The sequence below is a fragment of the Limnoglobus roseus genome, assembly GCF_008254045.1.
Taxonomy (GTDB): Bacteria; Planctomycetota; Planctomycetia; order Gemmatales; family Gemmataceae; genus Limnoglobus; species Limnoglobus roseus.
On sequence record NZ_CP042425.1, the window covers coordinates 2,186,259 to 2,198,929 of the forward strand.

At 64.9% G+C, this 12,671-nt stretch carries 16 protein-coding genes; 8 read left to right on the forward strand and 8 right to left on the reverse strand.

The window, feature by feature from the left end; all coding sequences use genetic code 11:
• Positions 1–51: 51 nt before the first annotated feature.
• Positions 52–261, reverse strand: a complete 210-nt coding sequence (locus tag PX52LOC_RS09140; RefSeq protein WP_149109807.1) for a hypothetical protein — start codon at positions 259–261, stop codon at positions 52–54.
• 430 nt (positions 262–691) lie between these two features.
• Between PX52LOC_RS09140 and PX52LOC_RS09145 the strand changes: the two genes are divergently transcribed.
• The 6 genes from PX52LOC_RS09145 to PX52LOC_RS09170 all read left to right on the forward strand — a co-directional run bounded on the left by PX52LOC_RS09145 (position 692) and on the right by PX52LOC_RS09170 (position 4,852).
• Positions 692–1,024, forward strand: coding sequence for a hypothetical protein (locus PX52LOC_RS09145; RefSeq protein ID WP_149109808.1), 333 nt, complete (start codon positions 692–694; stop codon positions 1,022–1,024).
• Between the two features lie 98 nt (positions 1,025–1,122).
• A complete protein-coding gene (locus PX52LOC_RS09150) occupies positions 1,123–2,175 on the forward strand; it encodes a hypothetical protein (protein WP_149109809.1) in 1,053 nt (350 codons plus the stop codon).
• A gap of 70 nt (positions 2,176–2,245) precedes the next feature.
• Complete coding sequence (locus tag PX52LOC_RS09155; protein WP_149109810.1) at positions 2,246–2,764, forward strand: sigma-70 family RNA polymerase sigma factor; 519 nt, start codon at positions 2,246–2,248, stop codon at positions 2,762–2,764.
• Positions 2,765–2,921: 157 nt separating this feature from the next.
• On the forward strand, positions 2,922–3,278 hold the full coding sequence (locus PX52LOC_RS09160; RefSeq protein ID WP_149109811.1) for a hypothetical protein: 357 nt from the start codon (positions 2,922–2,924) through the stop codon (positions 3,276–3,278).
• Between the two features lie 316 nt (positions 3,279–3,594).
• On the forward strand, positions 3,595–4,530 hold the full coding sequence (locus PX52LOC_RS09165; RefSeq protein WP_149109812.1) for a hypothetical protein: 936 nt from the start codon (positions 3,595–3,597) through the stop codon (positions 4,528–4,530).
• 115 nt (positions 4,531–4,645) lie between these two features.
• Positions 4,646–4,852, forward strand: coding sequence for a hypothetical protein (locus tag PX52LOC_RS09170; protein ID WP_149109813.1), 207 nt, complete (start codon positions 4,646–4,648; stop codon positions 4,850–4,852).
• 236 nt (positions 4,853–5,088) lie between these two features.
• On the opposite strand, the gene PX52LOC_RS40340 is transcribed toward PX52LOC_RS09170, so the two are convergent.
• The 3 genes from PX52LOC_RS40340 to PX52LOC_RS40350 form a co-directional block, all read right to left on the reverse strand.
• On the reverse strand, positions 5,089–5,241 hold the full coding sequence (locus PX52LOC_RS40340) for a hypothetical protein (protein ID WP_168218880.1): 153 nt from the start codon (positions 5,239–5,241) through the stop codon (positions 5,089–5,091).
• 135 nt (positions 5,242–5,376) lie between these two features.
• Complete coding sequence (locus tag PX52LOC_RS40345) at positions 5,377–5,718, reverse strand: hypothetical protein (protein ID WP_168218881.1); 342 nt, start codon at positions 5,716–5,718, stop codon at positions 5,377–5,379.
• 375 nt (positions 5,719–6,093) lie between these two features.
• Positions 6,094–7,053 (reverse strand): hypothetical protein, encoded by a 960-nt coding sequence (locus PX52LOC_RS40350; protein ID WP_168218882.1) that lies wholly within the window; start codon positions 7,051–7,053, stop codon positions 6,094–6,096.
• 141 nt (positions 7,054–7,194) lie between these two features.
• Between PX52LOC_RS40350 and PX52LOC_RS09180 the strand changes: the two genes are divergently transcribed.
• The gene (locus PX52LOC_RS09180; RefSeq protein WP_149109815.1) at positions 7,195–7,581 is read left to right on the forward strand and encodes a hypothetical protein; all 387 of its coding nucleotides are present in this window, start codon (positions 7,195–7,197) and stop codon (positions 7,579–7,581) included.
• Positions 7,582–7,672: 91 nt separating this feature from the next.
• Here PX52LOC_RS09180 and PX52LOC_RS09185 read toward each other — a convergent pair whose 3' ends face one another.
• Both PX52LOC_RS09185 and PX52LOC_RS09190 read right to left on the reverse strand, forming a co-directional pair.
• Positions 7,673–8,695, reverse strand: coding sequence for a HEAT repeat domain-containing protein (locus PX52LOC_RS09185; protein WP_149109816.1), 1,023 nt, complete (start codon positions 8,693–8,695; stop codon positions 7,673–7,675).
• Positions 8,696–8,977: 282 nt separating this feature from the next.
• Positions 8,978–9,268, reverse strand: coding sequence for a hypothetical protein (locus PX52LOC_RS09190; protein WP_149109817.1), 291 nt, complete (start codon positions 9,266–9,268; stop codon positions 8,978–8,980).
• 169 nt (positions 9,269–9,437) lie between these two features.
• Here PX52LOC_RS09190 and PX52LOC_RS09195 point away from each other — a divergent pair, with 169 nt between their 5' ends.
• Entirely contained in the window at positions 9,438–10,652 is a 1,215-nt protein-coding gene (locus tag PX52LOC_RS09195) for a nucleotidyl transferase AbiEii/AbiGii toxin family protein (RefSeq protein WP_168218883.1), read from the forward strand.
• A gap of 48 nt (positions 10,653–10,700) precedes the next feature.
• Here PX52LOC_RS09195 and PX52LOC_RS09200 read toward each other — a convergent pair whose 3' ends face one another.
• Positions 10,701–11,324 (reverse strand): superoxide dismutase, encoded by a 624-nt coding sequence (locus tag PX52LOC_RS09200; protein ID WP_149109819.1) that lies wholly within the window; start codon positions 11,322–11,324, stop codon positions 10,701–10,703.
• 96 nt (positions 11,325–11,420) lie between these two features.
• Positions 11,421–12,608: a phosphate/phosphite/phosphonate ABC transporter substrate-binding protein gene (gene phnD, locus PX52LOC_RS09205; protein ID WP_149109820.1), complete on the reverse strand. Its 1,188-nt coding sequence runs from the start codon at positions 12,606–12,608 to the stop codon at positions 11,421–11,423.
• Positions 12,609–12,671: the final 63 nt, after the last annotated feature.

Sequence of the window (12,671 nt, forward strand, 5' to 3'; positions counted from 1 at the left end):
GACGGCGACTCGCACCGTACAGGACAACACCCAACCGTCATGCTGCCGGGGTTACTCGGCTATCGGGTTCCCATCAGCGTCCAAGAACCCCTCTCGCTTCAAGAATTCGATCAAGCAACTCTCGACGATATCGGTCTTCTTGGGTGGGAACCGCTGGGCCGCGATGAAGGAATCGAGGGCGTCGGCGACCTCTTCGGATACCCAGACATTGATTGCCTTACCGGCCCGGTTGGGTTTCTTGTTCTCAGGTTTCTTTGCCATGCTAACCATGCTATCCCCCTAGACTTGTGTCGGCACGGACAATTACACATTACCCGATACCTGATTCTACACCAGGATAAAATCGGAAATTTCCTTTCCGTGTGTTGACACATCTACGCAGAAATGTTATTTCTACAAAGCCCAGTTGGTTAACACTCTCGACCTGAGCACTCCCCACAACCATCCGCAGCACGGAGGCCCCATGCCCTCGACGACCCCGCACGTACTGGCGATGCCGTCTGCTGGTCTGCTCGCCGCCACGAAGACGCACACTCGCCGTCGGTGGCTGTGGCTACCGACGGTCAGGGGGGCATCAGGAAATTTTCCTGATGGGGTGCGGTCGCCCACACCCGCCACCGTGGAGCCCTCAGGTAAAAAATCTGAGGGCTCACCCCCTCTCGGCACCCTGCATCTCGTCCAAAGTCGCGCCGTGAAAACCTACACGCTGGCCATCGTCCGCGAGTCCAACGGCCGCCCGGTGATCATCTTCATCCGCAAGGCCCCATCCGCGGACACCCACCGCGTCACGCTGGCCGACTCGCGGAAGGCCGGGTCGTGTACCTGTGCCGGCCACCACTTCGCGGGCCACTGTGCCCACGTTGACGCCGTCCTGTCGATGACGGCCGCGGGTGTTCTGCCCGACCCCGTCGAATGGCTCGCCGAACGCGAGCGGGCGACCCTGATGGCCACGCTCGCCGGGGCGACGAAGTCTCTCACCGCCGCGGGCCTGACCGTCGGGCCGCTGACGCCGATCAACGTCTAACTCACCACCATCCCCCGAACAGCGGCAACGACGGGTCGCACCGTCGCGGGGGCCTGCACGCACTTCGCGTGCGCTCGTCACATCAAAGGAGTTTTGAGATGACCACGACCACCGACGCCACGACCGAGATCGACGACAGGGCCGAGACCACCGAAACGCCGGCCGCCGCAAAGAAGCCGTTCAACGTCGAGGATGACAAGGAACTCCGCAAGCGGGGCATCCTCATCCACGACTCCATCGACGTGGACGACTGCGAGGAGTGCGAGACCTACGAGAAGGGGTACACGGCCGTCCTTCGAACGTGGTGCGGTCACGGGTGGAGTGACGGGCCGACCGGCGACGGCCGCGACGAGAACTGCCAGACCGAGGGCGTGCAGATGGGGGCGATCCCCGTGGCCTTCCCGAACGGCGAGACGGCCGTCGTGTCGGAGGAGCGGGCCTCGCACTGCCTGGACGCCATCAAGCGCGACGGGCACCGCCGGGAAGCGTGGTTCGCGACCGACACGAGCCTGCTCGGGGCCGCGGGCATCGTCGCCACCGAGTTGCGGGCGGCCCGGAGTTACGAGTGCCGGCAGATGGGCGACGTGCAGCGGGTCGTCCGCGACGTGACCGCCCTGGCCGTCGCGTTCCGCCGGTCGCACAAGCGGTTCTGCGGGTGCGCGGTCTGTGCGTTCTGGGCGACCGCCCGGCCGGCGAAGCGGAAGGCCGCGGCGAAGGCCATGAAGGCGACGGACGCCCTGGTCGCCGCGGCCCAGGAATTAATCAAGGCCATCGCCGCCGCCGCCCCGGACGCGGACGCCTACCGCCGAGAGCCGTACGTGTCGAACATGTGGTCGCCGTGGGACCAGCCGGCCCACTTCGGCATTGATTCGATGAACGAGGCCCGAAAGCGGCTGACGGCGTCCCGCGAATACGTCAGCGAGAAGTTCGTCATCGGCGAGGGGGGCGGGTTCGACCTCAACGCCGAGTTCGTTCACGGCTGGAAGAAGGCCAACGGCTACCCGACCGCTCCCCCGAAGAAGCCGACCGCCGAGACGCCCGCCGTCCCCGAACCCATCGCCTACCGAATGCAGAGCGTCGAACCGTCCGCGAACGGCACGGGCGACGACAAGCCCTGTACCTGCAACGGCGAGACCAACGGCACGCACTGACGCCGCCCGACCGTGGCCGGTATGTCGCCGGCCACTTCCCCTTCTTCCCATCACCAACACCGGAGACGCCATGTCCACCGACGAACGAAACACCCTGATCCTGTCCGTGCTACCGTGGGCGAACGACATCATCACCCGCCGGGCCGGCCAACGCCCCGACCTCGACGACATCCGGCAGGACTGCTACCTGCGATTGTTGAAAGTCGCGCGCGGGTACGACCCGGCTCGTGCCGCCCCGACGACCTGGACGCACGTCGTACTCACGTCCTTCCTCCCCCGCCGGCTCGCCCGGTCGGCCTTCCCAGGTCCTCCGCCGTCGCCGAACGGAACGCCGGTCGAAGAAGCTCGTGACCCGAACGCCATCGACCCGGCCGCGGAAGTCGAGCGGAGGGAGTTGGTGGAATTGACCCGCGTGGCCCTCGGCCGAGTGCGCCGGGAAGACCGCGAGATGATCCACGCCCACGCGGTGGACGGCGTCACGCTGGCCGACCTCGACCGGGGCGTGAGCCGTGAGCGGTGTTCGAAGCGATACCGGGAGGCCGTTCTGAGATGCCGCGGGGAGTTCGTGAGGCAAGGGGCCGAGTGCTGAAGCGTGCTGACGACATCATCCCCGGCCGCAGGACGGCCGGGGTTCGTTCATTTCGGATCTCTGGCAACTCGACGAGTTCTTCTTTTGACAGTTCGCCATTGGCCCGGTACTTTCAACTTTCGTGACGGCCCTCGTCCTCGTGGACTTTCGCACCGCTATGAACTTTTTCCGCCGACTATTCGGTCAAAAAAGCAAGGCCGCCGAACCACCGAAGGGCTTCGTACTTCATTACGATCGCCCTCACCCCGACGCGGGAAACTCGCCCGTCGTCCCGGTGACGCTGTTCGTCATGGACGGCGAGCAAGAGTCTCACGCGGTGGTAACGGCCCTGGAAAACATGGGCGTCTTCTGCGTGCGCATCTCTGTCGAAAACTATCGGTACGTCATCGCCTCGGTTCGGGCCGAAGACCACGAGAAGGCAACACTCGCGTTGTCAATTCTGCGGAAGGAAATGCCCGGACTCGTCCATTGGCCGGACTTGGTTGTCCTACCCGCGGAGCCGCCGCCCGTGTAAAGGCGGGACGCCGGGCTTGGATGAAGTGGCCGGAGATACAATCCTTCGCCGGGCGTGTCGGCGTCGGCCTGCTTGCGGTATGGCCGGCGACCAACCCTCACCTCCGCTCGTCGTCGGCTCGTTGTCGGGGACGAACGGGGGACCGGCTTTCACCTCGTCTCCGTGCATCTCTTGATAATCACGAATTCCCGGTGAATGATGCAGACATCGGGTGTCACAGACCGGCCAGTCTGTGGCTCACGGCCCGTCCCGGGTGACACTCTCGCTGGTGTCGCCCGGGACGGCCGGCCCGATTCCCAACAGCGAGATGATGAGCATGAACGACACGGCCTCTGTTTCTTCACATCTTCAACTTCATAACCTCGCCTGTTGGCTCAACGCTTTTTCCAACTGGCTCGACGAATTGACGTTCTGGGCCATTCACCCCGAAACGACGGCCCCGGTATCGGACGGGTGGGTTGACGCGCACCGGGCCGAACGCGACCGCCACCGGCGAGCCATCCGCGAACACATCGACCCGGTCCTCTTGCCCGCCGCCTGCGGCATGAGCGGGTTCGAGTTGGCCGAGCGAGTCGGCGTCATGATCGGCGACGCCAACCGCTTCATCACGCACATGGCACTAACGCCCGGCGCGTGGGGGACGCGGTTCACCGATTGGCCGTCCGTCGGAGATCGACAAATAGTAGAAGACCTGTGGGCCGCGGTTAAGAGGCTGACGGAGATCCACATAGCCATCGAGTCGCACCTGAACGCCCAGCGGTCAAGTCAAGTTGAGCCTGCCGAAGAACACCTGATCGGCGTACTCGGTCAACTGGTGAAGGAGAAACCGGCCGGCGATCGCGAGGCCGTTCCTCCTGCCGGGCGGCCCCCGGTTCCGCCGGACTTGCAATCCGACGAGAGAGAGGTCGCGTCGACCTACCCTTTCACAGCTTCGGGTATCACCTTCCTTTCACCGCGGCAAATCAAGTACGGTGACTTGTTCGCGGAAGGCCAGCAATCAGCCGTGCTCTTCTTGAGGGGCTTCATAAAGGCGATGGGGGGTCGCGACGGGTATCGGGTACTCGTGACCAGGGTTATGACATTGGCCGGCGGGCGGGGCGAAGACAGTCACAACGCTCGACTTACCGGCGCGAGAAAACTGTTGAAGGACGTTCATTTTCCGCGGACGATCAAGCAAGAGAAGGATAAGAGCGACGAGAAAATTCAACTCATGTGGGAAGAAGTTGAGGCGACGAAAACAAACCCGGACTAAGTCAGGCATCTTCGACAACTCGGGCATCACGAAAGAATCACCGAACATATCCGGAACATAACCTTCGCATCACCACGGCGCGCAAAATTCCAGTGTTCCAACTGGAGGCCGTACCGTGGTGCAACTCGTGAACCCGTCCCCGATCCTCGGGCGACTGCCGACCATCGACCAAGTCTATGACCGCCTCGAACAAACGGCGGCCGAGCGGCGTGCCCTCCGCACGTTGCTTCGCGCTCTGAAGCAAGCCAATCTCGTCCCCGGCGATCAAGCCGTCACGCAACACACCCAGTCCGACGCCCTCGTCGCCACCGACGCCCGCTAACCCACGCCCAAGAGGACACTCATGTACATGTTCATTTTCAGCACGGTTATCGACATCGAACCCGTGCAGCACTACCTCGCCGGCCTTCGGCGCGACGGAAGCCGGGCGTTGCCGGCCGGCCAAGAGTGGTTCACGCCGAAGGAGTTGGCCGCCGTACTCGGCCTCAAGCCCGGTGCGACGGCGTCCACCATTCAGCGCCACGGCCTGCCCGTTGATGGCGCTGGTCGTGGGCGACGTTACCCACGGGAGACGGCGGAAGCCCTGTTGGCCATCCGCAACAGGGGGGCGAGCGTTCGAACCGTCAACACGTACATCGCCACACTGAAAGCGTTCGGCAACTGGTTGGTGATCGCCAAGCGGGCGGCGGGCAACCCGTTCGACGTGCTCACGATCGGGAACGTCGAATTGGACCCACGGCACCACCGAAGGGCGATGACGCCGCCCGAGCTGGCCCGCCTGATCGCTGCGGCCGAAACGTCACCCCGGACCGTGCGGGGGTTGTCGGGACCGCAACGGGCAACGCTCTACATCTTCGCCGCGTCCACCGGTTTCCGGGTCGGCGAACTGGCCATCCTCGTGCCGATGATGTGCCACTTCGACGGCACGCCCCCGACCGTCACCCCACCCGCCAGGGGGGCGAAAAACCGCAAGTTGATTCCCCAACCGTTGCCCGTGGACGTGGCCGAGAGGATGCGGGCGTTTATCGCCGGAGTGGGCAAGAAGCAGCCAATCTGGCCGGGAGAGTGGTCGGATGATGCGGCCAAGATGCTCCGGGTCGACCTCGCGGCGGCCGGCATCCCGTACTCCGTCGACTCGCCCGGCGGCCCGCTGTTCGCCGACTTCCACGCCATTCGCCACACGTTCATCCGCCGGCTCGACGAGGCCGGTGCAACGCTCAAGGAGGCCATGCAACTGGCCCGGCACAGCGATCCGAAGCTCACAATGGCGGTGTACGGGCGTGCCTCGTTGGAAGATTTAGGCTGTGTGGCCAACAGGTTAGCCCCGATTCCACATGTACTCCCACATGCACCAACTGGCGCGGAAACATGCGGACTGGTGATGACTGATGAAGAAACTTGTTCACCGGGGACGGGTGAGCAGGGCATCGGCGGGAAGACTGGAAAACAAGCCAATGATGACGATTGCGGACAAATGATGACTGATGACGAATGTACACAACGTGAGGTCGTAAACCCCGACGGGCGGCCATCGCGGCCTCCCGTTTTCGTTTTCCCCCGCGGTCACTTCGAGAACTCGTACTTCCACTGCCACGCCGCGGATTGGCCCGGTTTGATCTTCAGCTCGACGAACGGCTCCGGGCAGAGAGTCGTCTTCATGGCCCAGACGTTGAACCGCGTGACCGGCCGGTCGCCGGTCACGCGGACCGTCACGCCGCTCGGCTTGTGCCGCAGCGTCACGCCGGCCGTCGCCGCCGTCGCGTCGAACCCCGTCAGACCGGCGTGGAGCGTGCCCTTGTCGAGTGCCGCGGTGAGTGTGAGCTTCTTGCCGTCGAACTTGACGACTTCCGCGAACCGGTCCTTCGGCTCCACCGCCGTCGGCACGAACGGGAACTCCAACTCGTAGTTCGGCCCGACCGCGTCGCCGTCCACGTTGAAGAAGTTGTGGTTGTAGTGGTCGGTGTGCAGCAGCTTTATGCCGGTGTTTTCGAGCTTGTGGCTGATGGTCAGCGTGTCGCCCTTCACCGCCACCGTCTTCGAGTACAGGTAGCCGTACCCGGCCGCCGTCTTCACGCTCTGGGTGAAGGCGATGAGCCCGTCCCGCGTCGTCATGACCCAGGTACCGGGCTTCACGACCTTGTACCCGTGGAGGAAGCGGTAGCCGTCCTCCTTCGGCTTCTCCAGTTGGCCGACGCCGATCTTGAGGAACGTCTCGCCGACCTTCGCCGTGTCGTACCCGGGCGGCGTGGTGAACATGCCGAACTCCTCGCACGGGCCGACGATGCTATCGGGGTTCTTCGGCGACGGCTCGCCGAGCCAGGGGCCGTAGAGTTTGTGCCCGTCGAACGTCACGTTGAACACGCCGGACCAGTCGAACCGCGCGCCACGGTACATCCCCTTCTCGGCGTCCGGTTCGAACACCGTGACCGTGAGGTTGTTCGACTTCAGCGTGCGCGTGGGGTAGTCTGCCGCGGCTGCGGGGGCGACCAGCAGGAGCAGTGTGAGGAATGCGAATCGCGACATGGGGAACCTCGGGAGGGTGGGTACGCCAAAACTATCGCAGACGCGGGGCCGGGCGGCGACAATTTTCTTGACAGATCGCGGCGGGCGGCTATTGTCCGCGACGGATGTGGGGTAGGTCCGCACCGAACTGAAGGGGGAATTATGCGAACCGGAATTCTCGCGGCCGTCGCACTGATGGCGATGGCGGGCACGGCGGCGGCCCAGCAGCCGTTCGTTTACAAGCCGATCGACACGTCGAAATTGGTCGTCCAGCCGGCGAACGCGGTGGCGAACGTGACCGGGGCGACGACGGCCGGGACGATCAGCACGATCGGGGCGACGGTCGCCAACACGATCGAAAACAACGGTTTCGTGCGGACGTTCAACAACTTGCTCGGTCGCCGCGCGACGCCCACGGCCCCGCAATCCGGGTTCAGTGCGCTGCCGCAGGCCGGTTCGTACCAGTCGTTGCAGTACCCGAACACGTTCACGCCGCGGATGCCGATCGGCTCGACCTACGGCCAGTCGGTGAACTTCCCGAAGAACTGACGAACGCAGGCGAGCCGAGTTCCGTAAGGAACCGGGTGAGTGACACTCACCCGGTTCCTTACGGAACTCGGCTCGCCGTTGCCGTGAAAGATCAACTCCCCGGCGGCGGGATCGTCGGCACGTAAGACGGCGGCGGGACGGGAATCGGGAAGCCCGTCGGCATGGGCATCGGGACCGGAATCGCCGGCGCGGGGTTGACGGGTTCGACCTTCTTCTCTTCTACCGGCGGCGTCGGCTCCGGCTTCTTCTCCGGCATGGGCATCGGAATCGACGGCAGCGGCGGAACCTCGATCGACGGGACCGGCGGCTTCACTTCGACCTTCGGCTCGGGCTTCATGTCCTCCACCTTTGGTTCGACCTTCACCTTCGGCTCGACCTTCACCACCGACACCGGCGTCTTCGGCTTCGCGAGCGGCGGCTCGATCGTCTGCGGGTAGATCGCCCCCTTGCCGATGCCGGTCGTGATCGGCCGCGCGGCGGGGATGGGGGCGATCGTCGTCGGGGCAGCTTGCGTTTGGCTCGTCAGGACGCCGGGGACCGGCGGCCGCGGGGCCAGGTTCTTCGGCTTCGGCTTCGCCAACGGCGGTTCGGCCGTCTGCGGCACCGCCGAGTTCGCCGACGCCGAGCGGTAGCCGTTCAAGTGGTACTGCCACAGGGCTTGTTGCGCGGCCTTTCGCACGACCTCGGACGGGTCGGAGACGACCGCCGTTTCCAGCGACGCCCCGGCCGTGGCCGACACCGGCTTCAGGGCACCGATCGTCTCGGCCACGGCCGCCCGCACGCTGGACGAGGGGTCTTGCTGGAGCGAGGTCATCAGCGACGGGATCACGTCGGTGTTGGTCCGCACGTCCACGCCGCGCAACGCCTCGGCCGCCGCGACGCGCTTCCGTTCGTCGAGGTCGGACTTCAGCACGTCCGTCGTGGTGACGGTCTTCGTCGGCTTGGCCGCGGGCGTATCCTGCGCGGGCGGTTGGGCCGGCGGCGCGGGCGGGTCTTCCTTCTTCTTGCGGAAGATGCCGAGGCGGGGGATCTCGAACTTCGGCAGTTCCGCGCGGGCGGGCACGGCGTCCGAAACGGCGGCGAGAAGAATGATGGCCGCGGCGGTCCGCTTCATGGGGGAATACCTCCGACAACAGATGCGAGAGTCCGATCCTGCACATACGGATCGACCGGACTCGCATCGACTTGCCGGGGATTCCCCGCGAGCGGAGGTGGTTGGTGGTGGGCGACTGTCGTTCAACCGGCGGGACGCGCACGACGCGCGCCGCCAGCGCTTTCGCGCCGGGCGGAACAGCTTCGCCGGATGACGGGGCAGTTGAGAGAATTCAACGCGATGGGAACGCGCGGGCGAATCTCATTCGCCCGCGTTCTGTTCAGAAAGGCTCAAGTCGTGGGGTTAGCGGCCCGGCACGCCGTTGCTGTTGAAGCCGTTCGGCCCGCTCCCGCCGGCGCCCGCCCCGAGGGCCGAGCCACCGTTGGACCCGAGGCCGGGGCTATTGCGGATGTCGTCGTTCTTCTTCTTGGCCGGCCGCTTGTAGCCGGCTTCGGGCGGGTTGTTGAACCGGGCCTCGTCCGGCGGCAGGACGTAGTCCTCCTCGAACTTGGCCGTGAGGTTGTACTTATCGTGGTGACAGCCGACGGCCCCGAAGAGCGGAACGAAAGCCAGAGCGATCAGCGTGCGGCGCATGAGAAACCCCCGGGATCGGCCGCGAGCATAACGGCCGCCGCCAGGGGTGCAAGGGCACTTTTCGCGAACATCCCTGGCGGGCGTCCGCTCCTAATGGCGGCGTATGAATTGCCGCAATAGAACTCGACACGGGCTGACTCCCCGTGGGGCCGTCCAACGGAGGCAGCCCGTGCTTAACTGGTTCCGTCGTATCCTCGCCGCCCCCGATCCGGTGGCCGACACCGTGCCCGAGAGGGTCGTAACCATGCTCCCGATCCTTCCACCTCCCGCCCCGGTTTCGCGTGTCGACTACTTGCGACAACTGCCGCACGATCGCCGGTACCGCATCTTAAGGCACGAACTTCTCGACCGGATTTCCCGCAGCCGCCTGGCCGGGAACTACATCCTCCGCGGCAGCACCGTGCTGAAACACTGGTTCCCGGACGAGGCCCGCGAGCCGAACGACCTCGATCTGATCTCCGTCTACCCGCACGACCCGGATCGGTGCGTCGGCGAGATTCTGCACATCGGCAACGACCCGTCGCTGGGCGACAACGTCTTCCCCGTCACGCGAACGAACATGCTGCCGATGTGGGAGTACGACATGTTCCCCGGCGTGCGGTTCCACGTGCCGAGCAGTGAGAACTACCGCACGTCTACGGTCCAACTGGACGTGGCCTTCGACAACGACCCGGAACTTCCGACGGAGGAAATCGAACTGGTCGGCGTCGAAGGGCGACCGCCGGTCCGCATCCGGGCGTGGACGCGCGAAGCCTGCCTCGCGTCGAAGCTGTGCTGGATCGCGAACGACTTCGCGGACAACGAAGGTGTCGATGAAGATGATCTTCTCGACGCGATCCTGCTGGCGAAACGGGGCGAGATTCAGGCCGACCTCTTGCAGATTTGCGTACAGGACATCCTTCGCGTGCAGAAGAAGGACGTGTCGGTGTTCGACGGCTGGCACGCGCCCGTGATCCGCGAGATGCGCCGCGGCGGAGAAACGGACCGCAAATACCCGTCGGGAGATCTGCTCGGCCTTACTTGGCCCGAGCGAGACGAAGAGCGGCGAAGGCGGCAAGAGCGGGTGGTGGTCATGGAGAAAGCCCGCGACGCCCTGTTCTACGACCTGGTCTACGCCCTCGCCCCGCTGTTGTCGGAGACGGTCTGGCTGCCGCCGCAGGACGAGTGGGGCTTCCTCCAGGCGATCGCCCGGCCTCAAAGCAAGTGCGTCTGTTGGGCCGCGTACACGGACTGGCTGCTCGACCGCGACGACCCGCGGGGCGAGTACCTGCGGCTCACGGTGAACGAGACGGGCGAGGAATTGACCGACGCGCAGGAGGAGCGGGTGAAGGCGTTGAACGCGCTGGTCCCGCCGGCGTGGCTCAAATACGTGGAGCCGAAGTGAAGCCGGCCGCTCCTGCATTTGCGGGAGCGGCCGGGCTTGATCGGGCCGTTACTTCCCGGCCTTCGCGTTGGCGTACAGTTCGTTGACCTTCTTCCAGTTGACCGTGTTCCACCACGCATCGACGTAGTCGGGCCGCTTGTTCTGGTACTTCAGGTAGTAAGCGTGTTCCCACACGTCGATGCCGAGCAGCGGCACGTTGCCGTCCATCAGCGGGCTGTCCTGGTTCGGCTTCTTGACCGCCTCGATCTTGGCCGCGGTCGGGTTGTACACGAGCCAGCTCCAGCCGCTGCCGAACTGCCCGGTCGCGTTCGTCTTCACGGCCGTCTTGAACGCCGCGAAGTCGCCGAACGCCGCCTTGATGGCGTCGCCGATTTCGCCGGTCGGTTCGCCGCCGCCGTTCGGGGTCATGATCTCCCAGAACAGCGAGTGGTTGTGGTGCCCGCCGCCGTTGTTGATGACCGGCTGGCGGATCGCCTCCGGCACGTTCTTGATGCCCTTCAGCAAGCTGACGATGTCGAGGTTCAGCAGGTCTGGGTGGTTCTCCAGGGCCTTGTTGAGGTTGTCCACGTAAGCCTTGTGGTGCTTCTGGCTGTGGATTTCCATCGTCGCCGCGTCGATGTGCGGTTCCAGGGCGTTGAACGCGTACGGCAGCGCGGGGAGTGTGTGAGCCATGATTCGTCCTCGGTGGAGTGCGGGCGTTTCGACGAAGGTCAATTTAGGGTGGTGCGGCGAAAGCGGCGAGGACGGTTTTTCGCCGCACCCGTCGCCTTACTTCGCCTCGAAGAACTTCGAGAGTTTCGCGTCCACTTCGCGGACGTACCCGAAGTCCTTCTTGTAGTCCACCGGCACGAACTTCACCCGCTTTTGAGCCTTGTACCGCTCGCCGACGCTCGTGCCGGCCATGTTGAACGTCTCGAACGCCTTGCGGATTGATGCCTTCAGCCCCGGCTCCAGTGTCACCGGCACGCCGAAGCAAACTGGCGGGAACGGCTTCGACTTGTAGATCGACCGGAAGGCGTCCGCCTTCACCTCGCCGGCGGCGATCATTTGGCCGAGGATGTCGTTCGCCACACACGCGGCGGCGACCTTGCCCGCGGCGACGTCGCGGATCGAGTGTCGGTGATCGCCGCTGAAGACGAACGAGTAATCACGGTCTGGCAGCAGGTTGAACTCTTCCTTTAGTGTGACGAGCGGGGCCTTCGCCCCGGAGTTCGACGACATCCCGGTGAAGGCGATGGCCTTGCCCTTCAGGTCTTCGGGCTTCTGCACCGGGCTAGCCGCGGGCACGATGATTTCCATCTCGTAGGCGAAGGTACCGGTCACGTCGGCCGGGACGAACAGCGGCACGAAGCCGGCGGTGCTGACGGCCTGGGTCACGCTGCCGGTGCTGAACGCGGTGACGTGGAGCTTGCCCTCCCGCACGGCGGCGAGTTGCTCGTTGATCGCGTTCAAGGCGTACGGGTCGCCCGGCGGGGGCGAGTCTTCACCTTCCTCCTTTTTCGGGGCTGGAGCCGGAGCCGAGGCTGGCGGCGCGCCGGGCACACGTTTGAGGTACGTGACTTTCTTGCCCGTCGTCTGGGCGAGGTGGTCGAGGAACGGCTTCCAGATTTGCTCGGCCTTGTCCGCGTCGTCGAAGACGACGGTCGTGAACGTCAGTTCGGCCGGGTTGACGAACTTCGCCGCGTCCTTCGGCTCATCGGCGATCAGGTCGCCGTTCGCGTCGGTGTAGGCCGGATCGAGTTTCGAATAGCGGTCGACCTCCGTGACGGCGGACTTCAGCGCCTTCATGGTGTCGACCGGCGGAACGTCCTTGTTCTGGTAATAGACAACGCCGAAGGCGGCCCCGGCGACGCCGGCCAGTCCGACCGCGATGACTAGGATGCGGGCGATGGACGTGCCACCGGGTTTCGGGGGCACGCTGCCGACGGGCGGGGGATTGCTCGGAGACTCGCTCATGGGATGACACTCGTGGGATGGGAGCGAGAGAGGTTTTCGGGGGGCGTCACGGCTCCCCCTATA